The sequence below is a fragment of the Streptomyces syringium genome (assembly GCF_017876625.1).
GTDB classification, from domain to species: Bacteria; Actinomycetota; Actinomycetes; order Streptomycetales; family Streptomycetaceae; genus Streptomyces; species Streptomyces syringius.
Genome location: NZ_JAGIOH010000001.1, coordinates 3,565,812 through 3,589,250, shown reverse-complemented (window position 1 = coordinate 3,589,250; position 23,439 = coordinate 3,565,812). Strand labels below are relative to the sequence as shown.

The 23,439-nt window shown below is 69.9% G+C and carries 27 protein-coding genes; 19 read left to right on the top strand and 8 right to left on the bottom strand.

The features are described from left to right. Window positions 1-13: 13 nt before the first annotated feature. Window positions 14-721, bottom strand: coding sequence for a hypothetical protein (locus JO379_RS15840; RefSeq protein WP_130878865.1), 708 nt, complete (start codon window positions 719-721; stop codon window positions 14-16). Window positions 722-850: 129 nt separating this feature from the next. Further along, window positions 851-1,729 carry a hypothetical protein gene (locus tag JO379_RS15835; RefSeq protein ID WP_130878866.1) on the bottom strand — a complete coding sequence of 293 codons (879 nt, stop codon included), beginning with the start codon at window positions 1,727-1,729 and terminating at the stop codon, window positions 851-853. A gap of 163 nt (window positions 1,730-1,892) precedes the next feature. Here JO379_RS15835 and JO379_RS15830 point away from each other — a divergent pair, with 163 nt between their 5' ends. Then, the gene (locus tag JO379_RS15830) at window positions 1,893-3,086 is read left to right on the top strand and encodes an RtcB family protein (RefSeq protein WP_130878867.1); all 1,194 of its coding nucleotides are present in this window, start codon (window positions 1,893-1,895) and stop codon (window positions 3,084-3,086) included. Between the two features lie 79 nt (window positions 3,087-3,165). Here the strand turns inward: JO379_RS15830 and JO379_RS15825 are convergent, their stop codons facing one another. The 3 genes from JO379_RS15825 to JO379_RS15815 all read right to left on the bottom strand — a co-directional run bounded on the left by JO379_RS15825 (window position 3,166) and on the right by JO379_RS15815 (window position 4,969). Further along, on the bottom strand, window positions 3,166-3,561 hold the full coding sequence (locus JO379_RS15825; RefSeq protein WP_242626148.1) for a VOC family protein: 396 nt from the start codon (window positions 3,559-3,561) through the stop codon (window positions 3,166-3,168). Between the two features lie 176 nt (window positions 3,562-3,737). Continuing rightward, complete coding sequence (locus JO379_RS15820; protein ID WP_130878868.1) at window positions 3,738-4,496, bottom strand: SDR family NAD(P)-dependent oxidoreductase; 759 nt, start codon at window positions 4,494-4,496, stop codon at window positions 3,738-3,740. 119 nt (window positions 4,497-4,615) lie between these two features. Further along, window positions 4,616-4,969, bottom strand: coding sequence for a YnfA family protein (locus tag JO379_RS15815; RefSeq protein ID WP_209515439.1), 354 nt, complete (start codon window positions 4,967-4,969; stop codon window positions 4,616-4,618). Window positions 4,970-5,471: 502 nt separating this feature from the next. Between JO379_RS15815 and JO379_RS15810 the strand changes: the two genes are divergently transcribed. From JO379_RS15810 to JO379_RS15800, 3 genes are all read left to right on the top strand, one after another. After that, entirely contained in the window at window positions 5,472-5,855 is a 384-nt protein-coding gene (locus JO379_RS15810; protein WP_165451568.1) for an anti-sigma factor antagonist, read from the top strand. Window positions 5,856-5,924: 69 nt separating this feature from the next. Beyond that, complete coding sequence (locus tag JO379_RS15805; RefSeq protein ID WP_242626149.1) at window positions 5,925-6,656, top strand: ANTAR domain-containing protein; 732 nt, start codon at window positions 5,925-5,927, stop codon at window positions 6,654-6,656. 5 nt (window positions 6,657-6,661) lie between these two features. After that, on the top strand, window positions 6,662-7,390 hold the full coding sequence (locus tag JO379_RS15800) for an ANTAR domain-containing protein (protein ID WP_242626150.1): 729 nt from the start codon (window positions 6,662-6,664) through the stop codon (window positions 7,388-7,390). Window positions 7,391-7,412: 22 nt separating this feature from the next. On the opposite strand, the gene JO379_RS15795 is transcribed toward JO379_RS15800, so the two are convergent. Next, window positions 7,413-7,970 carry a hypothetical protein gene (locus JO379_RS15795; protein ID WP_130879193.1) on the bottom strand — a complete coding sequence of 186 codons (558 nt, stop codon included), beginning with the start codon at window positions 7,968-7,970 and terminating at the stop codon, window positions 7,413-7,415. A gap of 127 nt (window positions 7,971-8,097) precedes the next feature. Here JO379_RS15795 and hemL point away from each other — a divergent pair, with 127 nt between their 5' ends. The 8 genes from hemL to JO379_RS15755 all read left to right on the top strand — a co-directional run bounded on the left by hemL (window position 8,098) and on the right by JO379_RS15755 (window position 16,579). After that, complete coding sequence (gene hemL / locus JO379_RS15790; protein WP_209515436.1) at window positions 8,098-9,414, top strand: glutamate-1-semialdehyde 2,1-aminomutase; 1,317 nt, start codon at window positions 8,098-8,100, stop codon at window positions 9,412-9,414. Then, a complete protein-coding gene (locus JO379_RS15785) occupies window positions 9,414-10,133 on the top strand; it encodes a histidine phosphatase family protein (protein WP_372449141.1) in 720 nt (239 codons plus the stop codon). Before hemL ends, JO379_RS15785 begins: the two co-directional genes overlap by 1 nt. 189 nt (window positions 10,134-10,322) lie before the next feature. Then, window positions 10,323-11,525 (top strand): polysaccharide deacetylase family protein, encoded by a 1,203-nt coding sequence (locus tag JO379_RS15780; RefSeq protein WP_130878873.1) that lies wholly within the window; start codon window positions 10,323-10,325, stop codon window positions 11,523-11,525. A 140-nt stretch (window positions 11,526-11,665) separates the two neighbouring features. Beyond that, entirely contained in the window at window positions 11,666-12,289 is a 624-nt protein-coding gene (locus JO379_RS15775) for a TlpA family protein disulfide reductase (RefSeq protein WP_130878874.1), read from the top strand. A 4-nt stretch (window positions 12,290-12,293) separates the two neighbouring features. Continuing rightward, window positions 12,294-13,067 carry a cytochrome c biogenesis CcdA family protein gene (locus tag JO379_RS15770; protein WP_130878875.1) on the top strand — a complete coding sequence of 258 codons (774 nt, stop codon included), beginning with the start codon at window positions 12,294-12,296 and terminating at the stop codon, window positions 13,065-13,067. A 4-nt stretch (window positions 13,068-13,071) separates the two neighbouring features. Further along, window positions 13,072-14,814, top strand: coding sequence for a cytochrome c biogenesis protein ResB (gene resB, locus JO379_RS15765; protein WP_130878876.1), 1,743 nt, complete (start codon window positions 13,072-13,074; stop codon window positions 14,812-14,814). A gap of 29 nt (window positions 14,815-14,843) precedes the next feature. After that, a complete protein-coding gene (ccsB, locus tag JO379_RS15760) occupies window positions 14,844-15,965 on the top strand; it encodes a c-type cytochrome biogenesis protein CcsB (protein WP_130879195.1) in 1,122 nt (373 codons plus the stop codon). Between the two features lie 83 nt (window positions 15,966-16,048). After that, window positions 16,049-16,579, top strand: coding sequence for an SRPBCC domain-containing protein (locus JO379_RS15755; RefSeq protein WP_130878877.1), 531 nt, complete (start codon window positions 16,049-16,051; stop codon window positions 16,577-16,579). Window position 16,580: 1 nt separating this feature from the next. Here the strand turns inward: JO379_RS15755 and JO379_RS15750 are convergent, their stop codons facing one another. Beyond that, a complete protein-coding gene (locus JO379_RS15750; RefSeq protein ID WP_130878878.1) occupies window positions 16,581-16,904 on the bottom strand; it encodes a PLD nuclease N-terminal domain-containing protein in 324 nt (107 codons plus the stop codon). A gap of 86 nt (window positions 16,905-16,990) precedes the next feature. Here JO379_RS15750 and JO379_RS15745 point away from each other — a divergent pair, with 86 nt between their 5' ends. From JO379_RS15745 to JO379_RS15735, 3 genes are all read left to right on the top strand, one after another. After that, window positions 16,991-18,442 carry a menaquinone biosynthesis decarboxylase gene (locus JO379_RS15745; protein ID WP_130878879.1) on the top strand — a complete coding sequence of 484 codons (1,452 nt, stop codon included), beginning with the start codon at window positions 16,991-16,993 and terminating at the stop codon, window positions 18,440-18,442. Beyond that, window positions 18,439-19,356 (top strand): menaquinone biosynthesis prenyltransferase MqnP, encoded by a 918-nt coding sequence (gene mqnP, locus JO379_RS15740; protein ID WP_130878880.1) that lies wholly within the window; start codon window positions 18,439-18,441, stop codon window positions 19,354-19,356. The genes JO379_RS15745 and mqnP overlap by 4 nt, the downstream gene beginning before the upstream one ends. Window positions 19,357-19,455: 99 nt before the next feature. Beyond that, window positions 19,456-20,142 carry a UbiX family flavin prenyltransferase gene (locus tag JO379_RS15735; protein ID WP_130878881.1) on the top strand — a complete coding sequence of 229 codons (687 nt, stop codon included), beginning with the start codon at window positions 19,456-19,458 and terminating at the stop codon, window positions 20,140-20,142. On the opposite strand, the gene JO379_RS33700 is transcribed toward JO379_RS15735, so the two are convergent. Next, window positions 20,139-20,267, bottom strand: a complete 129-nt coding sequence (locus tag JO379_RS33700) for a hypothetical protein (RefSeq protein WP_278046327.1) — start codon at window positions 20,265-20,267, stop codon at window positions 20,139-20,141. The genes JO379_RS15735 and JO379_RS33700 overlap by 4 nt on opposite strands. A gap of 123 nt (window positions 20,268-20,390) precedes the next feature. On the opposite strand from JO379_RS33700, the gene JO379_RS15730 reads away from it, so the two are divergent. From JO379_RS15730 to JO379_RS15715, 4 genes are all read left to right on the top strand, one after another. After that, on the top strand, window positions 20,391-20,846 hold the full coding sequence (locus tag JO379_RS15730; RefSeq protein WP_130878882.1) for an Lrp/AsnC family transcriptional regulator: 456 nt from the start codon (window positions 20,391-20,393) through the stop codon (window positions 20,844-20,846). A 260-nt stretch (window positions 20,847-21,106) separates the two neighbouring features. Continuing rightward, window positions 21,107-22,270 (top strand): aminofutalosine synthase MqnE, encoded by a 1,164-nt coding sequence (mqnE, locus tag JO379_RS15725; protein ID WP_130878883.1) that lies wholly within the window; start codon window positions 21,107-21,109, stop codon window positions 22,268-22,270. A gap of 118 nt (window positions 22,271-22,388) precedes the next feature. Further along, complete coding sequence (locus JO379_RS15720) at window positions 22,389-22,925, top strand: GNAT family N-acetyltransferase (protein ID WP_209515433.1); 537 nt, start codon at window positions 22,389-22,391, stop codon at window positions 22,923-22,925. Between the two features lie 67 nt (window positions 22,926-22,992). Continuing rightward, window positions 22,993-23,283, top strand: a complete 291-nt coding sequence (locus JO379_RS15715) for a DUF4229 domain-containing protein (protein ID WP_130878885.1) — start codon at window positions 22,993-22,995, stop codon at window positions 23,281-23,283. The last annotated feature ends 156 nt before the right edge of the window (window positions 23,284-23,439 follow it).

The following is a 23,439-nucleotide window of genomic DNA, read 5'->3' as shown; positions in this document are numbered from 1 at the left end:
CCGCCTGCGCGCGTTACTTCTTGTTCGCGTCGCCGACCGAGGTGACGGCATCCTTGGTCGCGCCCTGCGCGTCCTTCGTCATGTCGCCCACCTCGGGCGACTTCGCACCCTCGTAGCCGGCGCCGCTGTACTTCACGGTGATCACGACATTGGCGGTCCGGGCGACGACGGTGACGTTCTTGAAGTCGTTGTCGTCCTTCTTGGAGTCGGCGGTGACCGTGGAGGCCTCGTCACCGATCCCGCTGGTCTTCTCGGTCTTGGCGTTCTTCGCCCCGTCGGACGTGGTCGCCTTGGTCGTCTGCTGCGCCAGGAACGCCTGGGCGCGCTTCTCGCCGGAGCCGAGCGTCGGGTCGGAGGCGAAGCGCTTGAGCGAGACGGTCAGGGAGCGGTACTGGAGGTCCTTGACGTCCTCGTCGTCCAGACCGCTGTAGAAGCAGCTGGCCGAGTCATTGGTGTCGCTGGCGGGGAGGGCCTTGCCCTCCTTGGGGTCCGCCTTGGCCACCAGCTTCTCGACCGTCTTCGCCGGGACGGTCTTGCAGGCCTCGGGCAGCTTGGCGAACGCCGCGGGCTTGAGCGTGGGCGTCGCGTTCGCGGTCGGCGCCTTGGTGGGCGTCGTTTCCTTCTTGTCGTCGTCCGACGAGCAGCCGGTGGCGACGAGCATCACCGGTACTGCGGCGCAGGCGAGGATTCGGGCGAGTCGCGGGGCTGTTCGTCGGTGCATGGGTCCTTCGCTCGTTCGGTGTCGAGGGCTTCGAGTTGCTCGTGGGGCGGTTGTGCTCCGCCCGTGTCCAGACGGCACGGTACGCGGCCGACGCGGGGCGGCGGTCGAAATGGGGCGGTACTCGCCGGGCTAATTGCCGAAGTGCCCCGCGTCGACCTCGCGGGCCAGGGCCTGCGCCTTGCCCTGCAGATCCGCGCTGCTGGGGATGTGCGCCTTGTCGGTCGACCACTGGTCGTAGGTGATGGTCACGAGGACGTTGGAGGACCGGAAGACGACCTTGATGTCACGGTGCACACCGGTGCCGGTGGTGGCCAGCTCGTCGTCGACGAACGCGTCGTCGCCGAGGTCGTCGAGGACGCGCGGCGCGAGATCGGCGTCGGTCCCCTTGCCGGCGGGGCCGCCCGGGGCGGTGGAGCCGCCGGTGGACGACGGCGTGGGCGACCCGGACACCGGGGCGCTCTGCTTCTTGGCGCCGGCCCCGCCCTGGGGCTTGGCGCCCGCCGACGCGGCGGCGCTCGGGCTCGTGCCCGACGACGGCGAGGCGGAGGCGGCGGCCGGGATGTTCGCGGCCGTGGCCAGCCGCGCGTACAGCTGCCGCGCCCGGTCCTCGTCGCTGACGTCGGTCTGGTACGACACGACCCGCTCGAAGTCGACCGTCAGGTGCCGGGTCCCCTCGGGGGCCTCCAGCTTCCAGCGGCAGCCGACGCGGCGGTCGGTGTCGTAGGTGATGGTGGCCTGGCCGCGGTAGCGCCGCTCGGCCTCCTCCTCGCTCTCGTCCTCGGCGCCGGGCAGCATGCGCCGCAGCGTGGCGGGGCTGACGTAGCCGCAGGGCTCGGGGAGGGTGTGGTACTTCCCCGGCGCGCCGCCGGAGGCGGAGGCGCCGAGCTGGCCGGGCTTGGAGTCGTCGCCGCCGGCACCGGAAGCGGAATCCCCGCTGCACCCGGCGAGCGCCGTGGTGAGCACCGCCGCGGCCAGTGCGGCGGCTGGTGCGTACGCCCTTCGCTGCACTGTCCGTGGCTCCCTTCACCGGAAAACTGGTTGCCGCCACAAGGTGACGGCCGGACACAATGTGTACCGCACGCGCCGCCGCGTCCGCCGGTTTCCTGTCGAGAATCAGGTGATACGTCCGGCTTTTGCGTTTACTGTGTTTTACGGGGGAATGAGGAGAATCATGACGTACACCGAGGTGCCCGGCGCCCGGGTACCGATCCGCATGTGGGCCGACCCGGCCGCGGTCGAGGACGTCGCCATGCAGCAGCTGCGCAACGTCTCCACACTGCCGTGGATCAAGGGCCTCGCGGTGATGCCGGACGTGCACTTCGGCAAGGGGGCGACGGTCGGCTCGGTGATCGCGATGCAGGGCGCGGTCTGCCCGGCGGCGGTCGGCGTGGACATCGGCTGCGGAATGTCGGCGGTCAAGACGTCGCTGACGGCGAACGACCTGCCGGGGGACCTGTCGCGGCTGCGGTCGAAGATCGAGCAGGCGATTCCGGTGGGCCGGGGGATGCACGACTCCCCGGTGGACCCGGGGCGGCTGCACGGCTTCGCGACGGCGGGCTGGGACGACTTCTGGGGCCGGTTCGACGGCGTCGCGGACGCGGTCAAGTTCCGTCAGGAGCGCGCCACGAAGCAGATGGGAACGCTCGGGAGCGGAAACCACTTCATCGAGTTCTGCCTCGACGAGTCGGGTGCGGTCTGGCTGATGCTGCACTCCGGCTCCCGGAACATCGGCAAGGAGCTGGCCGAGTACCACATCGGCCAGGCCCAGAAGCTGCCGCACAACCAGGGCCTGATCGACCGGGACCTCGCGGTCTTCGTCGCGGACACCCCGCAGATGGCGGCCTACCGGCACGATCTGTTCTGGGCGCAGGAGTACGCGAAGCACAACCGCGAGATCATGATGAGCCTCTTCAAGGACATCGTCCGCAGGGAGTTCAAGAAGGCCAAGGTGACCTTCGAGCCCGTCATCTCCTGCCACCACAACTACGTGGCCGAGGAGCGCTACGAGGGCATGGACCTGCTCGTCACCCGCAAGGGCGCGATCCGCGCGGGCAGCGGCGAGTTCGGCATCATCCCGGGCTCGATGGGCACCGGCTCGTACATCGTGAAGGGCCTCGGCAACGCCGACTCCTTCAACTCCGCCTCGCACGGCGCCGGCCGCCGGATGAGCCGCAACGCCGCGAAGAAGCGCTTCTCGGCGCGGGACCTGGAGGAGCAGACGCGGGGCGTGGAGTGCCGCAAGGACTCCGGTGTGGTGGACGAGATCCCGGCCGCCTACAAGCCGATCGAGCAGGTCATCGACCAGCAGCGGGACCTGGTCGCGGTCGTCGCCAAGCTCAAGCAGGTCATCTGCGTCAAGGGCTGACCGGCTGCGTGGCTGACCGGCTGCGTCAAGGACCGACCGAAGGGGGTGCCGGGCCCGGCACCCCCTTCGGTCGCTCGCGTCAGGCGTCCTGCGGGTACCAGCGGAGTTCGACGGTGTTGCCGTCCGGGTCGAGGACGTAGAGGGACTCGCCGTCGCCGCGGGCGCCGAAGCGGGGACCCGGGCCGTCGACGACCGTGAAGACGCCGGAGTCGATGACCTCCTGCCAGTCCAGGGGCTCGACGACGAGGCAGATGTGGTCGACGTTGGACTCGCCCCGGGGGCGTTCGAAGAGGTCGATGATGGTGCCCTCGGAGACCCGGACCGAGGGGAACGAGACCTTGCCCGCGCGCCATTCGTCCACGCGGACCGGCTCCAGCCCGAGCGAGCCGAGGTAGAAGGCCAGGGACCGCTCGACGTCGGAGACGTTGAGCACCAGGTGATCGAAGCCGATGACGCGCAAGGTGAGGCCTTTCATGCTCGGTGAGCGGGCGGCTGACGGCCGCCCGTACCCGGAACCGTATCCGGGAGTTGATCTTGGGGCCATGGCCGCGGGCCGTCTTTGCCGCCTGCGGCGGCGAGCGCCCCGCGGGCGCGTCCTCAAACTCCCCCAGCTACCGCTGGGAGGTGCCCCCAGCAGGCTTGATCGGCGGCCTAGACCTCGCGGTGGACCTTGTAGTTGGAGGCCTGGGCGCGCGGGCGGACCACCAGCAGATCGATGTTCACGTGGGACGGACGGGAGACGGCCCAGGCGATGGTCTCGGCGACGTCGTCGGCGGTCAGCGGCTCGGCGACGCCCGCGTAGACGGCGGCGGCCTTCTCCTCGTCGCCGCGGAAGCGGGTGACCGCGAACTCGTCGGTCCGCACCATGCCGGGGGCGACCTCGATGACGCGCACCGGCGCCCCGCACAGCTCCAGGCGCAGCGTCTCGGCGATGACGTGGGCGCCGTGCTTGGCCGCGACGTACCCCCCGCCGCCCTCGTAGGTGGCGAGACCGGCGGTGGAGGAGAGGACGACGACGGTGCCGTCGCCGCTTTCCGTCAGCGCGGGCAGCAGGGCCTGGGTCATGTTGAGCGTGCCGAGGACGTTGACCTCGTACATCGTGCGCCAGTCGGCCGGGTCGGCGGTGGCGACGGTCTCGCTGCCGAGGGCGCCGCCGGCGTTGTTGACCAGCACCTCGACGGAGGCGCCCGCGGCGGCGGCGAAGGCGTCGACGGCCGCGCGGTCGGTGACGTCCAGCGCGTGGGCGACCGCGTCGTGGCCCGCCCCGGTCAGCTCGGCGGCCAGGGCCTCGATGCGGTCCGCGCGGCGGGCGGTGAGGAGGACGCGGTAGCCGGCGGCGGCCAGGTGCCGGGCGGTCGCGGCACCGATGCCGCTGCTCGCTCCGGTGACGACTGCGGTGCGGGTGCTCATGCTGGGCCTCCTGGGGCGCGGCGGGCGTGATCCATTCGCAGCCGCAGGATATGTCGGGCCTCCGGGGCCTTCCCCGGAAGGCCTGCGGGGCCCGCCCCCGGAACGTCGTGGCTCCGGCCTCAGCGGCCGCGCGGCGCGTACATGATCACCGCGACCCCGGCCAGACAGACGAGCGCGCCCACCACGTCGTAGCGGTCGGGGCGGTAGCCGTCCAGGATCATGCCCCAGGCGAGCGAGCCCGCGACGAAGACACCGCCGTACGCGGCGAGGATCCGGCCGAAGTCCGCGTCGGGCTGGAGGGTGGCGACGAAGCCGTACGCGCCGAGGGCGAGGACGCCCGCACAGATCCACGCCCAGCCGCGCCCCTGTCCGGCCTCGCCGCTGCCGCGTACGCCCTGCCAGACGAGCCAGGCGCCGCCGATCTCCAGGAGGGCGGCCAGGAGGAAAAGGGCGATGGAGCGGACGACGAGCATGAGCGCCAGGCTACGGGCCGGGGTGCCGGCCGGGAGCCGGCCGGCGCTCCACCCTCCTTTGGTCGGGCGCCGGCCGGTCCGTTCTCGTCCGCGGGGCACCGGCAGGGCAGGAGGCATCCGGCGCGTCAGCGGGAGACGGCGGCCGGGGGCCCGGGCCACGCGGTCACCCTAGGGCGCCGGCGGGGCGTGCGGAAGACGACGAGGGCCGCGCCCGCATCCGATGGGTGACGTCTCGGCCATGGACGGGCCCATGAACGGGGCCATGGACGGGGCCACGGACGGCCGCGCCGGGATACAGGCCTCCCGAGTCAAGCACCGAGCACCGTACCCGTGGGGTCGAAACTGGCGATTTTCATACCTTCGGGGGCTTGAATATGCCCTGGGCCTTGAGTGAAGTCGATGGGACATACCTTCGCAGTAGCCACCCCGGACCCTGTTGGCGACGGTGCGCGCGGGCCCGACCCCGCGCCCCGTCCCATGCGGTCCGAGCCGGGGAGCAGATGTGACGCAGTGGCAGGGTGAAGCCCGCATCCGAGTGGTGGGCCGGTGGGGCGTGCTGGAGCTCGCCGGCGAGATCGACATCGCGGCGGTGCCGGAGATAGAGGAACTGCTCATGCGTCTGTTGGCGCTGGGCAAGCCCGTCGTCGTGGTCGATCTTCGCGCGGTGACCTTCTTCGACTGCGCCATCCTGGGCGTGCTCTACCGGGCCCGGGCCGGACTGCTCGCGACGGGCGGTGGCTTCGAGGTCCTCTGCACCCGGCCGTGGGCCCTGAAAATCATGAGCATGGCCGGTCTGCTGGACGTCTTCCGGCCCGTTGCCTCGCTGACGGATGTGGCCGATCTCGATGCCCTCGACGGCGCCCGGCACGGGAGCCCGAAGGCGTAGGGTGAAGACGGCGGGCCGTCCACTCCGGGCGACGCGTGGCGGGACGGCCCGGGGAAGCGGGTGTCATCGGTGGCGACCAGCGCGGGCATGGCCCGTTTGCTGCGCGACCTGTCCTCGAGATCGGGCCCAGGCCTGATCAGCGGGGACCCTCTGGAGTGCGCCGGCATCCTCGGCGTGGACGGGGTGGCGGTGTCCCTCGCCACCGGCGGCGCGCTGAGCGAGGTGGTGTGGTCCTCCCCGGGTGCCAGCGAGCGCCTCGAGGACGAGCAGTACACGCTCGGCGAAGGGCCGGGGGTGGACGCCATGGGCTCCTGCTCGGTGATCGTCGAGCCGGATCTGACCCGGGTCCGCCCGGACCGGTGGCCGGTGCTGCTGCCGATGCTGGACGGGCTCGGGGTGGACGCCCTCTTCTGCTTCCCGCTGCGCATCGGTGGCGTGTGCCTGGGCGTGCTGACCGCGCAGCGGTCCACCGCGGGCCCGCTGTCGGCGGCCGCGATGGACGACGCCCTGATCCTGGCCGCGGCGCTGACCGCGGTGGTGCTGGACGGCGGGGAGCGGATGGCCCTGTTCGCCACCGCCGAGTCCGCCGCTCAGCTGCACCGGGCCGCGGTCCACCAGGCCAGCGGCATGATCAGCATCCAGGCGGGGGTGTCCGTCGCCCAGGCCCTGGTGCTGTTGCGCGCCCACGCCTATCGCCATGAACTTCCGCTGCTGCGGGCCGCGGAGGACGTGGTTGCCCGTCGTCTGCGCTTTCGGGACATTGATGACGGGCTGGACCCGTCTTTTGAGAGAAGAGGATGATGGCCATGGCTAGCCAGCAACGCACGCTGGAGATCCTGGTCGAGGCCGTCGATTCACTGATCGACGACTTCGATCTGATCGACTTCCTGCACCGGCTCGCCAGCCGCTGTGTCGAGCTGCTCGACGTCGACGCCGTCGGTGTGATGATCGTCGACCCCCACGGTGAGCTGCAGGTCATCGCGGCCTCGGACGAACACACCCGGCTGCTGGAACTCTTCGCCCTCCAGCACGAGCAGGGGCCCTGCGTGGAGTGCTATCACAGCGGACAGGCGCAACTGAACATCGACCTGGAATCCCCGCAGGTCACAGCGGCTTTCGGGCCCTTCGCCCAACGGGCTCGCGCGGCCGGGTTCCGCACCACGCACGCCATTCCCATGCGGCTGCGCCACCAGATCATCGGTGCGCTGAACCTCTTCCACTCCCGCACCGCGCGGATCACCGAGTCCGATGTCCAGCTGGCTCAGGCGCTGGCGGACGTGGCCACGATCGCCATCCTCCAGCAGCGCACGATCGAGCAGGGCAATGTCGACAAGGCGCAGTTGCAGGCCGCGCTCCACAGCCGGGTCGTCATCGAACAGGCCAAGGGCGTGCTGGCCGAGCGCTGGCAGGTCGGGCTGGACGAGGCGTTCGAGAGCCTGCGGAGCTACGCCCGTCCCCGTCGGCTGCGGCTGGCGGATCTCGCCCAGCAGGTGGTGCAGGGGACCTTGGACACGTCGGTGCTCACGCAGCGCTGACCGCGGCCGCGCCGGGCGGGGCTCAGGGCCAGACCAGGCAGTACGGCTGATGGCCGGCCTCGTGCAGCCGGTGGGAGAAGTCCTGCCATTCGTGGAGCAGCTGGTAGACCGTGAAGGCATCGCGCGGGCCGCCGCGGTCGGGGACCGTGGACCAGATGAACGCGGCGGCGCCCACCGATTCCTCGCCGATTCCGCGCAGCGGGTCGACCACGGTCATGGGGAGCTTGACGACCGCGTAGTCGGGGTGGAGAACGACCAGCTCAAGCGGGGGGACCTTGTGCAGGGGTATGCCTTCGATGCCCGTGAGGACCATCGCGGCCACCGTCTCCGGCTTGATCTTGGTGAACATGCCGCCCATGCCGAGCTCGTCACCGCCGAGCTCCTCCGGGCGCATCGAGATCGGCACCCGGGCAGCGGTCGCCCCGTTCGGTGCCCCGAAGTATTTGTAGGTCACCCCCACGCGGCCACTCCTGCTCCCAGCGCTTTCTTCCTCGCGCCGGTGGCGCCCCCTGTGGGCCCTCTGCGCTCGCTCGGGGCCCAGGTCATCGGTGCCCTCACCCAGTCCGCCACCGCGATGCATATCTTCCACCCGACTGCTTTTTAGGTGGCACAGCCCCCGCCGCGCAACCCGATCATCGTCTCAGAGACCTCCCCCGTGAACGGCGGACGAAACGCCCGGACGCGACTGCCCGTGAGGCTCTGAGACCATGGCTAGCGTGAGCTACCCATATGAAGCCCCAGTCTCGCAGGTCCTGTTCGACCGTGCGGCGGTCGTGACGCCCGGTGGCGTGAATTCTCCGGTCCGCGCGTTCCGCGCCGTGGGCGGTACGCCCAGGTTCATGGTGTCCGGTACCGGTCCGTACCTGACGGACGCGGACGGCCGGGAGTATGTGGACCTCGTGTGCTCGTGGGGCCCGATGATCCTCGGTCACGCGCACCCCGAGGTGATCGCGGCCGTTCAGGACGCCGTCGCCCGCGGCACGTCGTTCGGCACGCCCGGTGAGGGCGAGGTCGCGCTGGCCGAGGAGATCGTCGCCCGCGTCGAGCCGGTCGAGCAGGTGCGGCTGGTGTCGTCCGGCACCGAGGCGACGATGTCGGCGATCCGGCTCGCGCGCGGTTTCACCGGCCGCGCCAAGGTGATCAAGTTCGCGGGCTGCTACCACGGGCACGTGGACGCGCTGCTGGCCGCGGCCGGGTCGGGGCTGGCGACGTTCGGGCTGCCGGACACGCCCGGGGTGACGGGCGCGCAGGCCGGGGACACCATCGTGCTGCCGTACAACGATCTGGAGTCGGTGCACGCCGCCTTCCACGCCCACCCGGGTGAGATCGCGTGCGTGATCACCGAGGCGTCGCCGGGCAACATGGGCGTGGTGCCGCCGCAGCCGGGCTTCAACGCGGGGCTCAAGGCGGCCTGCGAGAAGAACGGCGCACTGTTCATCTCGGACGAGGTGATGACGGGCTTTAGGACGAGCAGGGCCGGCTGGTACGGCATCGACGGCGTCAAGCCGGACCTGCTGACCTTCGGCAAGGTCATGGGCGGCGGCTTCCCGGCGGCGGCCTTCGGCGGCCGCGCCGATGTGATGGCGCACCTGGCCCCGGCGGGCCCGGTCTACCAGGCGGGCACGCTCTCGGGTAACCCGGTGGCGACGGCGGCGGGCCTCGCGCAGCTGCGGCTGCTGGACGACGCGGCGTACGAGAAGGTCGACGCGGTCTCGGCCGAGATCCGTGGCCTGGTGGGTGCCGCGCTGACCAAGGAGGGGGTCGCGCACCGCCTCCAGGTCGCCGGGAACATGTTCTCGGTGTTCTTCACGGACCGCGAGGTCAGGGACTACGACGGGGCGAAGGCGCAGGAGTCCTTCCGCTTCACGGCCTTCTTCCACTCGCTGCTGGCGCAGGGTGTGTACCTGCCGCCGTCGGCGTTCGAGTCGTGGTTCGTCTCGACGGCTCTCGACGGTGCGGCGATCGAGAAGATCGCGGCGGCGCTGCCGGCCGCGGCGCGGGCGGCAGCCGAGGCGACGGAATGATGGGTGGCATGACCAGCGACATGACGAGTGGCCCGGCGAAGCGCGACGACGACATCACCGTCGTCCACGTGATGCGGCACGGCGAGGTCCACAACCCGGACGGCGTGCTCTACGGGCGCCGGGCGGGCTATCACCTGTCGGAGCTCGGCCGGCGGATGGCCGACCGGGTGGCCGAGCATCTGGCCGAGCGGGACGTGACGCACGTCGTCGCCTCGCCGCTGGAGCGGGCGCAGGAGACGGCGATGCCCGTCGCCAAGGCGCACGGCCTGGACCTGGCGACGGACGAGCGGCTGATCGAGGCGGCGAACGTCTTCGAGGGGAAGACGTTCGGCGTGGGTGACGGCGCGCTGCGCAAGCCCGCCAACTGGCGGCATCTGACGAACCCCTTCAAGCCGTCCTGGGGCGAGCCGTACATCGAGCAGGTCGTGCGGATGATGGGCGCGCTGGACGCCGCGCGGGACGCGGCGCGCGGCCATGAGGCCGTGTGCGTGAGCCATCAGCTGCCGATCTGGATCCTGCGGAGCTTTGTGGAGCGGCGGCGGCTGTGGCACGACCCGCGGAAGCGGCAGTGCACGCTGGCGAGCCTGACGACGTTCACCTATAGGGGGGACAAAATCGTTTCGGTGGGTTACAGCGAGCCCGCCCGGGATTTGGTGCCGGCGCACCTGTTGGCGGGTGCCAAACCGGTGAAGGGCGGGGCAAAGGCGTTCGGCGCCTGACCTCGGGCGCTGTCCGATCTCCCGCTGGTCGACCGGCGCTTGACGATCCCAAAGCGAGGCAAAGCCAAGTAAAGGGTCGTAAAGACCGGCGAATTCGCGCAACCGCCGTACTCGACGCGCTCTCTCACCCAATGTCGTTTTATATGGACGACAGGTGGGTGAAGCACGGCGAGTACGGACGGAGACGACATGCGCGACATCAGCCGACGAGGTCTCCTCGGAATGGGGGTGGGAGCGGCGGCCGCGCTGGGCGCGGCGAGTTGCTCCGCACCCCCGGGCTCCGACCAGGCGCAGGACCCCGCGGCCAAAGCGAGCGAGCAGGCCAAGGCCAAACCCATCGGTGACGGTTCGACCGCCGACGCGGGTCGGCAGCCGAACCAGCCGCCCGAGCCCGAACCGCTGGAGCGGGGCCAGAAGCCCCCGCAGTTCGTGATCTTCTCCTGGGACGGCGCCGGTGAGGTCGGCAACGGGCTGTTCCCCCGCTTCCGGAAGATCGCCCGTGACCACGGTGCACGGATGACGTTTTTTCTCTCTGGCATCTATCTCCTGCCCGAGTCGAAAAAACGCCTCTACGAGCCCCCCAACAACCCGGTCGGCGCATCGGACATCGGCTATCTCACCGACGACCACATCAAATCGACCCTGCGCAATCTGCGTGCGGCGTGGTTCGAGGGGCACGAGGTCGGCACCCACTTCAACGGGCACTTCTGCCAGGGCTCCGGTTCGGTGGGGAATTGGACGCCTTCGGACTGGCGGTCCGAGATCGAACAGGCGATCTCCTTCGTCACCGAATGGCGTACGAACAGCGGATTCACCGATGTGGAACCGCTGCCGTTCGACTACCGCAAGGAACTCGTCGGCGGTCGCACCCCGTGTCTGCTCGGCCAGGACAATATGCTGCCGGTCGCCCGCAAGCTGGGCTGGCGTTATGACGCGAGTTCACCGGGCGGGCTGCAGATGTGGCCGAAGAAAAGGCAGGGGGTATGGGATCTGCCGTTGCAGCAGATGCCCTTTCCCGGTCATTCGTTCGAGGTCCTCTCCATGGACTACAACATCCTCGCCAACCAGTCGAAGAACACCACCCGGGGCCGCCGGTCCAACTACCCGTACTGGCGCAAGCAGGCGACGGAGTCCTACATCCAGGGGTTCCAGCGCGCCTACGAGACGAACCGGGCGCCGTTCTTCGTCGGCAACCACTTCGAGCAGTGGAACGGCGGCATCTATATGGACGCCGTCGAGGAGGCGATCAAGCACATCGCCGACGAGCGGCACAAGGACGTCCGGCTGGTCTCCTTCCGGCAGTTCGTCGACTGGCTGGACGTCCAGGACCCGAAGATCCTCGCGCGCCTGCGCACCCTCCGGGTCGGGGAGAAGTGGAGGGCGTCGCTCTAGCGACGGGGCAGGGTCGCGGGGCCTCCGCGACCCTGCCGCCGGAGGGCCCATAGGCCCGTACGAGGGGCCCGGGAACCCGTACGAGGGGCCCCGGAGGGGGGCGCGGAAGATCCCCAAATGGACCATGCGAAACTTTTCACATGAGTGCCTGCCGCGCCCCTCGACGCCCTGTCCCACGCCGGCGTACCACCCTGCCGGTCATGTTCGCCGCGCTCGCGGCACTGTCCCTGACCGCGTGCGGCACGGGTGACAAGCCCAAGAGCGGTGGCGGTACCCAGTTCGTGCAGGGCACGGGCGGGGTGAGCGTGGTCAAGGACCGGGCCGACCGCCAGAGCGCGCCCGGCCTCGACGGCAAGACGCTCGACGGCAAGCAGCTCGACATCGCCGAGGACTACAAGGGCAAGATCATCGTCCTGAACGTCTGGGGCTCGTGGTGCTCGCCCTGCCGGGCCGAGGCCAAGAACCTCGTGAAGGTCTCCAAGGCCTACCAGGACAAGGGCGTGCAGTTCGTGGGCATCAACTCCCGCGACCCCAACCCCGCCCCGGCCCTCCGCTTCGAGAAGGAGTACGAGGTCCCGTACCCGAGCCTGCACGACTCCTCCGGCAAGCTCCTGCTGCGCTTCCCCAAGGGCAGCCTGAACCCGCAGGCGCTTCCCTCGACCCTCTTCATCGACCGCGACGGCAAGATCGCCGCACGCGCGCTGAAGGCGCTGACCGAGGACGAGCTGCGCAAGACGCTCGAGCCGCTGGTCGCGGAGAAGTGACCCCGTGACCGCCGTCACCACCCTCGCCGCCGTCGGCGACCTGAACCAGACCGTTCTGACCGGGGCACTGCTGCTGGCCCTGCCCGTCGCCGTGCTCGGCGGGCTGGTCTCCTTCTTCTCCCCGTGCGTGCTGCCGCTCGTGCCGGGCTATCTCTCCTACGTCACCGGGGTCACCGGCGCGGACATGGCCGAGGCCAAGCGCGGCCGGATGGTCGCCGGGGCCTCGCTCTTCGTCCTCGGCTTCAGCGCCGTCTTCGTCTCCATGGGGGCCTTCTTCGGCTTCTTCGGCGAGACCCTGATGGAGTACAAGAGCACGATCTCCACGGTGCTCGGAGCCTTCACGATCGTCCTGGGCCTCGCCTTCATGGGCGCCCTGAACCTCTTCGGGCAGCGCGAGTTCCGCTTCCACACCAAACCCGCCATGGGGCTCGCCGGGGCGCCGCTGCTCGGCATCCTCTTCGGGGTCGGCTGGACGCCGTGCATCGGCCCCACGCTCGGCTCCGTCATGGCCCTGTCCCAGAACCAGGCGAGCGCCGGACGGGGGGCGGTGCTGACGGCCGCCTACTGCGTCGGCCTCGGCCTGCCGTTCATACTCGCCGCGGTGGCCTTCCGGCGTGCTCTCGGCGCGTTCGGCTGGGTCAAGCGGCACTATGCCTGGGTCATGCGGATCGGCGGCCTCATGCTGGTCGTCGTCGGTGTCCTCCTCGTCACGGGTATGTGGGACCGCTTGGTCACCGACCTCCAGACGTGGTCCAGTTCCTACGTTCCCGAGGTCTGATCAGATGGCCAAGTCGCAGACAAGCACCGTCCAGGAAGACAAGGACATCGGTGACGCCGGCTCACAGCTGTCCACGGCCCCGGCCGAGGAGAGCGGGCAGTCGCACCCCGGCTCCTTCGGCGGCGTCCGCGCGCCCGGTGCGCTCGGCGCGCTGGCCTGGGCGGGGCGGGAGACCACCGGCTGGGTGCGCTGGTTCTGGCGTCAGCTGACCTCCATGCGGGTCGCGCTGATCCTGCTGTTCATGCTCTCGCTCGGCACCATCCCCGGCTCGCTCATTCCGCAGACGAGCGTCGACGCGGTGAAGGCCGAGAACTGGAAGAAGGCCCACGAGACCCTCGCGCCGCTGTACGACAAGGTCGGGCTCTTCGACGTCTACAGCTCGGTGTGGTTCTCGGCGATCTACATCCTGCTGTTCACCTCCCTCATCGGCTGCATCGTGCCGCGCACCTGGCAGTTCGTCGGCCAGCTCCGCGGCCGGCCGCCGGTCGCGCCGCGCCGGCTGGCGAAGCTGCCCGCGTACACCACCTGGCGCACCGGGGCGGAGCCGGAGCAGGTGCTGGCGGCGGCGGAGAAGCTGCTCAAACGGCGGCGGTTCCGCACCCGGGTGTCCGGTGACGCGGTGGGCTCCGAGAAGGGCTATCTCCGCGAGGCCGGCAATCTCCTCTTCCACATCGCGCTGATCGTGATGCTGGTGGCCTTCGCCTCCGGGCAGCTGTGGAAGTCCGAGGGCCAGAAGCTGATCGTCGCGGGCGACGGCTTCGCCAACACCATCACCCAGTACGACGACTTCAAGTCCGGCTCCCTCTTCAAGATCGACGACCTCGATCCCTTCAGCTTCACGCTGGACGGCTTCGAGGGCACGTACGAGCGCTCCGGGCCGCAGCGCGGCACCCCCCGCACGTACGAGGCGCACGTCACCTACCGGGAGGGCGCGGACGGCGCCCCCCGCAAGAAGACGATCAAGGTGAACGAGCCGCTGGAGGCGGCCGGCTCGAAGGTCTATCTGATCGGGCACGGCTACGCGCCGGTCGTCACCGTCCGCGACGGCCAGGGGAACATCTCCCACCAGGGCGCGGTGCCCTCGCTGCCGCTGGACGGCAATGTCACCGAGTCCACCGTGCTCAAGGTCGGCGACTACCGCGACAAGGACGGCAAGAAGGACCAGCTCGGTTTCAAGGGCAACTTCGTGCCGACGCTGGACCTGCGGACCGGCACGATGATGTCCCAGTTCCCCGCCCTGGACAATCCGCGGCTCATCCTGACCGCGTACCGCGGCAGCCTCGGTATCGACTCGGGCATGCCGCAGAGCGTCTACCAGCTCGACGTGTCCAAGATGAAGCAGTTCAAGGACAAGGACGGCAGCCCGTTCGCGAAGGTCCTCAAGGTCGGCGACACCATGACGCTGCCCGACGGCGCGGGGACGCTGCACTTCGACGGCATCAAGCCGTGGGCCACCTTCCAGATCTCCCAGAAGCCCGGCAACACCACCGCCCTCGCCGGAGCGGTCGCCGCGCTGATCGGCGTGGCCGGCTCGCTGTTCATCCAGCGACGCCGGGTCTGGGTGCGGGCCGTCCGGGACGCCGACGGGCACACCGTCGTCGAACTGGCCGGCCTGGGCCGCAGTGAGTCCGCGAAGCTCCCCGAGGAGCTCTCCGACCTCGCCGCCGCCCTGCAGCCCGAAGCGCCGCCCCTTCCCACGCCCGACCCCGCAGATTCCGCCGATTCCTCCGAAGGAGCGCGCGCGTGACCTCGATCGCTGCCGCAGCCAACGAGAACATGGCCGAGATCAGCAATGTGCTGATCTATTCGGCCATGGCCGTCTACACCCTGGCCTTCCTCGCGCACATCGCCGAATGGGTGCTCGGCAGCCGTAGCGCGGTCGGCCGCACGGCCGCGGCGCTCACCGCACCCCAGGCCGCCGCGGCGGCCGCCGCCGGCACGGCCGAGCGGCAGGGCGGCGGCACGGCCGTACTGGAGCGTCCCAAGGTCGTCACCCGCTCCGGCGCGGGCACCCGCGACGTCCCCGACGGTCCGGGCGCGGCGGGCACCAGCGAGAAGGGCGACGTCTACGGACGGATCGCCATCTCCCTGACCGTGCTCGCGTTCGTCCTGCACGCCGGCTCGGTCCTCACCCGCGCGCTGTCGGTCGAACGTGCCCCCTGGGGCAACATGTACGAGTTCTCCACGACCTTCGGCATGACCGTGGTCGCGGTCTACCTCGGGCTGCTCGTCGCCAAGAAGAACGTGCGCTGGCTCGGTCTGCCCCTGGTCACCACCATCCTGCTCGACCTGGGCCTCGCCCTGTCGGTGCTCTACACCGACAGCGACCAGCTGGTGCCCGCGCTGCACTCCTACTGGCTGTGGATCCACGTCTCCTGCGCGATCATCTCCGGCGCGGCCCTGTGGGTGGGCGCCTGCTCCACCCTGATGTACCTCTTCCGCGACGGCTACGAGGCGCGGCTGGAGAGCGGCTGGACCGGCCGCGGGCTGGAGCGGCTGCTGGCCGAGCTGCCGTCGAACCGGCGGATCGCGCGCTTCAAGGCGCACCTGGCCAAGTACACCGACGGCTTCGTGATGCGGCTGCCGTCGGCGGCGTCGCTCGACAAGTTCGCGTACCGGATCAACGCGACGGTCTTCCCGCTGTGGACCTTCACGATCATCGCGGGTGCCATCTGGGCCGAGGCCGCGTGGGGCCGCTACTGGGGCTGGGACCCCAAGGAGGTCTGGTCCTTCATCACCTGGGCCGCCTACGCCTCCTACCTGCACGCCCGTGCCACCGCCGGATGGAAGGGCCGCAAGGCCGCGTACATCGCGCTGGCCGCCTTCGGCTGCTACCTCTTCAACTACTACGGCGTGAACATCTTCGTCACCGGCAAGCACTCCTACGCCGGCGTCTGAGCCCCGCCGGGACGGCTTCGACGGCCCGCTGCCCACGCCTCGCCGAGGCGCGGACAGCGGGCCGTCGTGGTAGAGCTGATGGCATGGAGATTCCCTCCCCTTACGGCTCGTCCGACACCCGGGGTGACATCCACACCCTTCGCTACGAGCTGTCGCTGCCCCATCCCGTCGAGGACGTCTGGGCCGCCGTCGCGACCGCCGAAGGACTGCCGACCTGGCTGGCGGCCGCCGACCCCTTCGAGCCGACCGCGGGCGGGGCGATCACCCTCCGGTGGCTGAACACGGATACCGAGGGCAAGGCCACGGTGGCCCCCGGCCGGGTCACCGCGTGGGAACCGCGGCGGCTCGCCGAATACACCGTCGAGGTCCACGGACGCATCCGTTTCGAACTCGAACCGGCCCCGGCGAGCGTCGGTGGGACGCTGCTGCACTTCACCAATGAGATGACGGGTACGGAGGACGTCCGGCTGGACTGCCTGGCGGGCTGGCACCACCACTTCGAGTACCTGACGAAGGCACTGGCGGGCCATCCCATGGACTGGTCGCAGTGGACCCTGAACCGGTGGCGGCAGTTGCGCGGGGAGTACGAGGCGGGAGCGCCGGACGGCACCTAGGTCAGCTCTTCGGGCCCTTGCCGTCCTGGTCCGGGTCCTCGTCCTTCTTCAGCGACTTGAGGAACTCCGGGTTGTCGTCCGGGGCCACCCACTGCCCGCCGCGCCCGCGCCCGTAGGCACGTCCGCCGCCGGTGGCGGCGCGGCGCGGGCGGCCGGCGAAGAGCCAGGCGACGGGGCCGATGAGGACCTCGCCGAAGAGCAGGATGATGAACACCCAGGCGATCTTCGGCAGCCCGCGCACCTCGTTCTCCGGGGTGTTGAGGCAGTCGATGAAGGCATAGATCCACAACGCCAGGATCAGCAGGAACGGCAGATACCTGAGCATGGTGCGGGCCCCCAGAGAGCGGTGTGCGGGCCGCCCGGCGGCCCCCGTGACCGCTCCAGGGTAGTGCGTGCTTGATACTGGAACGCATGGCTTATGACGATCTCCGCTCGTTCCTCCGGGCGCTGGAGCGCGACGGTGACCTCAAGCGCATCAAGGCCGAAGTCGACCCGTACCTGGAAATCGGGGAGATCGTCGACCGAGTGAACAAGGCGGGGGGTCCCGCGTTGCTCTTCGAGAACGTCAAGGGCGCCTCGATGCCGCTCGCGATGAACGTCTTCGGCACCGACCGCCGGCTCCTGAAGGCGCTCGGCCTGAAGTCCTACGACGAGATCAGCGACAAGATCGGCGGGCTGCTCAAGCCCGAGCTGCCGCAGGGCTTCGTCGGGATGCGGGAGGCGTTCGGCAAGCTGGGCGCGATGGCGCACGTGCCGCCGCGCAAGGTCAAGGACGCCCCGGTCCAGGAAGTCGTGCTGACCGGCGACGACGTCGATCTGGAGCAGCTCCCGGCGCTGTTCACCTGGCCCGAGGACGGCGGCTCCTTCTTCAACCTGGGGCTCACGCACACCAAGCACCCCGAGACGGGCGTGCGCAATCTCGGCCTCTACCGCCTCCAGCGCCACGACAAGCGCACCATCGGCATGCACTGGCAGATCCACAAGGACAGCCGCAACCACTACCAGGTGGCGGCCAAGCGCGGCGAGAAGCTGCCCGTCGCGATCGCCTTCGGCGCCCCGCCGGCCGTGACGTACGCCTCGACCGCACCGCTGCCCGGCGACATCGACGAGTACCTCTTCGCGGGCTTCGTCCAGGGCAAGCGGATCGAGATGGTCGACTGCAAGACCGTCCCGCTCCAGGTCCCGGCCAACGCCGAGGTCGTCATCGAGGGCTGGCTGGAGCCGGGCGAGATGCTGCCCGAGGGCCCCTTCGGCGACCACACCGGCTTCTACACGCCGCAGGAGCCGTTCCCGGCGCTGACCATCGACTGTGTGACGATGCGCCGGCGCCCGCTGCTCCAGTCGATCGTGGTGGGTCGGCCGCCGACCGAGGACGGTCCGCTGGGGCGGGCCACCGAGCGGTTCTTCCTGCCGCTGCTCAAGATCATCATCCCGGACATCGTGGACTACCACCTGCCGGAGTCGGGCGGCTTCCACAACTGCGCGATCGTCTCGATCGACAAGAAGTACCCGAAGCACGCACAGAAGGTCATGCACGCCATCTGGGGCGCGCACATGATGTCGCTGACCAAGCTGATCATCGTGGTCGACGCGGACTGCGATGTGCACAACTTGCACGAGGTGTCCTGGCGGGCGCTCGGCAACACCGACTACGCCCGTGACCTCACCGTCGTCGAGGGCCCGGTCGACCACCTCGACCACGCCTCGTACCAGCAGTTCTGGGGCGGCAAGGCGGGCATCGACGCGACCGCGAAGTGGCCCGAGGAGGGCTACACCCGCGACGGCGGCTGGCCGCACATGGTCGAGTCGGACCCGGAAGTCGCCGATCGGGTGACGAAGCGCTGGAAGGAACTCGGGCTGTGACCGCCGCCGAAGGGGTCCTCGGCCCCGGCCCCGCGCCGTCCACCGGCAAGGTGAAGGCCTTCCTGCGCCTGGTGCTCATCGAGCACTCCGTCTTCGCACTGCCCTTCGCCTATATCGCCTCCCTGACCGCGATGCACCAGTGGGACGAGAACATCCACTGGGTCCGGCTGCTGCTGGTCACCGTCGCCATGGTCGGGCTGCGCACCTTCGCGATGGCCTGCAACCGGATCATCGACCGCGAGCTCGACGCCCGTAACCCGCGCACCGCCAATCGCGAGCTGGTCACCGGCGCCGTCTCCGTGCGCTCCGCGTGGACGGGCGCGCTGATCGCCGTCGCCGTCTTCCTGGGCGCCGCCGCGCTGCTCAACCCGCTGTGTCTGGCGCTCGCGCCGCTCGCCGTGATCCCGATGGTGGTCTATCCGTACGGCAAGCGGTTCACGAACTTCCCGCACGCGATCCTCGGTCTCGCCCAGGCCATCGGCCCGGTCGGCGCCTGGCTGGCGATCACCGGCGAGTGGTCCTGGGACGCGGTCATCCTCGGTCTCGCGGTCGGCGTGTGGATCGGCGGCTTCGACCTGATCTTCGGTTCCCAGGACGTGCTGGCTGACCGGGCGGAGGGCGTGAAGTCCGTTCCGGCCCGCTTCGGTGTGCCGGCCGCGCTGTACGGCGCGCGGGCCTGTCACGTCGTCACGACGGGCCTGCTGGTCTGGTACGCGCTGGCCACGGACGCCGGGGTGTTCTTCTGGGCCGGACTGGTCGTGGTGGCCGGGGCGTTCCTCTACGAGCACTCGATCGTGAAGCCGCACGACCTGTCGCGGCTGAACCGGGCGTTCTTCACCGTCAATGGGTTCATCGGCATTGCCCTTTTCGTGTGTGCGTTGCTCGATCTGCTGGTGCGCGGCCTGACCGTGTGAGTAGCCTCGACGCCCGGCCGTCCGTGGTTCCCGGCGGTTGATCCCCGGTCGCCGCAGGTGACCGGCGGGCTTCCGTTGCGCTGCGGATAGGCTCGGGACGTGGAGCCGTACGAACACACAACGCAACGCCGGCCCTGGGTGGTCGGGGTGTCCGGTGCGTCCGGGACGCCGTATGCCGCGTCCGTGCTGCGCGGGCTGCTGGCCGCGGGCGAGGATGTGGACCTGGTGGTCAGCCGCGCGTCGAGACTGACGCTGCTGGACGAGACCGGGATCGCGTTCCGTGACGCGCACTGGCGCGAGGATCTGCGGGACTGGCTGGCGCTGGGCGCCGACGGCAAGCCCGGCACCTTCGAGACCGACCTCGCCCGGGTGCGCTACTGGCCGGCCGGGGACCTCGCGGCGGGGCCGTCCTCCGGCAGTTACGCCGTCAAGGGGATGCTGATCGTCCCGGCGAGCACCGCCTGTGTGGCCGGGGTGGCGCTGGGGTTGTCGAAGGACCTGCTGCAGCGCGTCGCGAGCGTGACGCTCAAGGAGCGGCGCCGACTGGTGGTCGCGGTGCGGGAGACGCCGCTGAGCGGTCAGACGCTCAAGCAGCTCGTGACGCTGGACGAGGCGGGCGCCGTGGTGCTGCCCGCCTCTCCGGCGTTCTACGCGGGGGCGACACACATCCAGGATCTCGTGGACTTCGTCGCCGGGCGGGTGCTGGACGCGGCGGGGGTGCCGCACCAGCTCTACCGCCGGTGGAAGGGAGAGCTCGGTGCCGCGCGCTCCCCGGGTGAGGACTAGCGCTTCTTGGCGCGGCGGGTCTTGGCCTCGGCGCGGCGCTGGTCGGCGGTCTGGTGGGCACGCGAGCGGTTGGCCAGGTCCTGCAGCTCGCGCATCCGGGCGTAGGCCATCTCGATCGAGTACACGGGAAGCTCACTCCTGAAGGATCAACGTCGATCTGGTGAATGATTTACAGGGCGTCACCCCTGTATGCCTTAGATTCTACACGTAAACCGGCGACTTCGCTGATTATTGAAAGGTGCCAGCCAATGGACGCGGTGGACAGGCAGCTCATCCAGGCCCTGCGGGAGAACGGCCGGGCCTCGTACGCGGAGCTGGGCAGGCTCGTGGGCCTCTCCGGGCCGAGCGTCACGGACCGGATCAACCGCCTGGAGGCGGCGGGTGTCATCACGGGCTACCGCGCGACCGTCGACTCCGCTTCGCTCGGCCTCGGGGTCACGGCGCTGATCGGCATCCAGCTCTCCGACGCCGCCGACCACGAGGACGTGGCCCGCCGGCTGCGCGACCTGGCGGAGATCGAGGACTGCTGGTTCATCGCCGGCGACGACTCGTACATGCTCAAGGTGCGCGTCGGTGACGTGGACGGCCTGGAGCGCACCATCCGGCGGCTGTCCGGGACCAGGGGCGTCGCCCGCACCCGGACGACGATCGTCCTCTCGACCAAGTGGGAGAACCGGGTGGGGGAGCTGCCGGACGAGGCGTAGGCCTCTTCTGGCGGGTGTTCGCCCGGCCCTGCGCGCTGTGGCGTGTACACCTGCGCTGCGCGGCGGTGTCCTCAATCGCCGGACGGGCTGGTTTCGGCTGAGCTCGGCCACATCCAGCCCGTCCGGCGATTGAGGACGCGCCCGCAGGGCGCTCGCCGCCGCAGGCGGCACGGGCGGGCGCCGGGCCGCACCTCATCGCGGAAATCCGGAGGAGTAAGGTCGAGACGGTTGTAAACGCGGATGTTTGGAGAGGCGGGCGCATGGACGCGGGGCTCAAGCGCGAGCTGGAGGAGAAGGTCCACGCCGGGGAGCGGCTGACCCGCGAGGACGGCATCGCCCTCTACGAGTCCGACGACCTGGCCTGGCTGGGCGGCCTGGCCCACGAGGTGCGCACGCGCAAGAACGGTGACGTCGTCCACTTCAACGTCAACCGGCACCTCAACATGACGAACGTGTGCACCGCGTCGTGCGCGTACTGCTCGTTCCAGCGGAAGCCGGGCGAGAAGGACGCGTACACGATGCGCATCGAGGAGGCCGTCCGCCTCGCCAAGGCGATGGAGAACGAGAACCTCACCGAGCTGCACATCGTCAACGGCCTGCACCCCACGCTGCCCTGGCGCTACTACCCGCGCTCGCTGAAGGCCCTCAAGGAGGCGCTGCCGAACGTCTCCCTCAAGGCCTTCACCGCCACCGAGATCCAGCACTTCGAGAAGATCTCCGGCATGCCCGCCTCCGAGATCCTCGACGAGCTGATCGACGCCGGTCTGGAGTCGCTGACCGGCGGCGGCGCGGAGATCTTCGACTGGGAGGTCCGCCAGCACATCGTCGACCACGACACCCACTGGGAGGACTGGTCGCGCATCCACCGTCTGGTGCACGAGAAGGGGCTCAAGACCCCGTCCACGATGCTCTACGGGCACATCGAGGAGCCGCGCCACCGGGTGGACCACGTGCTGCGGCTGCGTGAGCTGCAGGACGAGACCGGCGGTTTCCAGGTCTTCATCCCGCTGCGCTACCAGCACGACTTCGTGGACATGAAGGACGGCAAGGTCCGCAACCGGCTCCAGGCGCGCACGACCATGGCCACCGGCGCCGAGGCGCTCAAGACCTTCGCCGTCTCCCGGCTGCTCTTCGACAACGTCCCGCACGTGAAGGTCTTCTGGGTCATGCACGGTGTGCAGACCGCGCAGCTCGCGCTGCAGCACGGCGCGGACGACATGGACGGCTCGGTCGTCGAGTACAAGATCACGCACGACGCCGACAACTACGGCACGCCGAACAAGCTCGGCCGTGAGGACCTGCTGGACCTCATCCGCGACGCCGGCTTCCGCCCGGTGGAGCGCAACACGCGCTACGAGATCATCCGCGAGTACCCCGGCCCGGACGCCGCGCGCCGCGAGTCGCCGCAGCCGATGCGGATCTGACGTCCCGGAGCCGCATGCCGGTTCACGACAGAAGCCCTGGTGGACGCGTCCACCAGGGCTTCTGTCGTGTCTGCTCAGGCCATTGCACTGCGATCTTCGTAATGGTTGCATGGCGTCTATGTCCCTTACGTTAGTCCGTGATCCCCAGCTCACCCCCGCACTCCGCGAGGAGCTCGCCGACCTCTGGCTCGATGTCTCGCAGGCCGGTGGCGCCGTCGGTTTCGTGCCGCCCGTCACCGCCGAGGACATAGCGCCCGTCATGCGGCGGCAGCTGGACGACGTGACCGCCGGCGGGACGCGGATGCTCGGTGCCTACGAGGGGGCCGAAGGGGACGCGCGCGGCCGGCTGATCGGCACGGCCTTCCTCAAGCTCAACTCGCACCACCTGATGACTCACTGGTGCACCCTCGTCACGGTCATGGTCCATCCGGCGCTCCAGGGCGGCGGCCGGGGCAAGGCGATGATGCGCGAGGCGATAGAGATGGCCCGCGACCTGGGCTTCCACGCCGTGCGGCTGGGTGTGCGGGGCGGCGAGGGCACCGAGCGCTTCTACGAGACCGTCGGCTTCAAGGAGGTCGGCCGGGTGCCCGCCGCGATCCGCGTCGCGCCGGACGATCATCGCGACGACATCACGATGTGGCTCCCCCTCGTCTGATCCACATCGGTCCGTGCTTGACTGGTCGGTGACCCTTTCGGTTGCCGTTGAGAAGAAGGTCCCGTCCGTGAGTAGCCAGAAGTTCGCCTCGCTCCGCTACACCGCTCTGCGTGTCGGCCTGCTCATCGCCTGCTTCGCTGTGGTCTACGGGCTCTGCTGGGCGGGCGCCGTCCCGATCGCCGCCCGCGGCTCGAACCTGGTCTGGATGATCCTGCTCGCGCTCGTCATCTCCGCCCCGCTCAGCTGGGTGCTGCTGCGCAAGCAGCGCGAGGCCATGTCCGAGCAGATCGTCGAGCGCGTGGACCGCGCGAAGCAGAAGCTGGCCGCCAACAGCGGCCAGGAGGACGCGGCAGTCTGAATCCCCCCAAGCGGGCTCAACCCGGACCAGCGGGTGTAATCCCGCTCACAACGCATCGACGCCCCCTCGCAGAGCGACCGCTCCGCGAGGGGGCGTCCGGCGTATTCCGGCCGTACGCGTGTGCTTGAACTCAAAGGAGAGCTTTGAGTTGCCCAA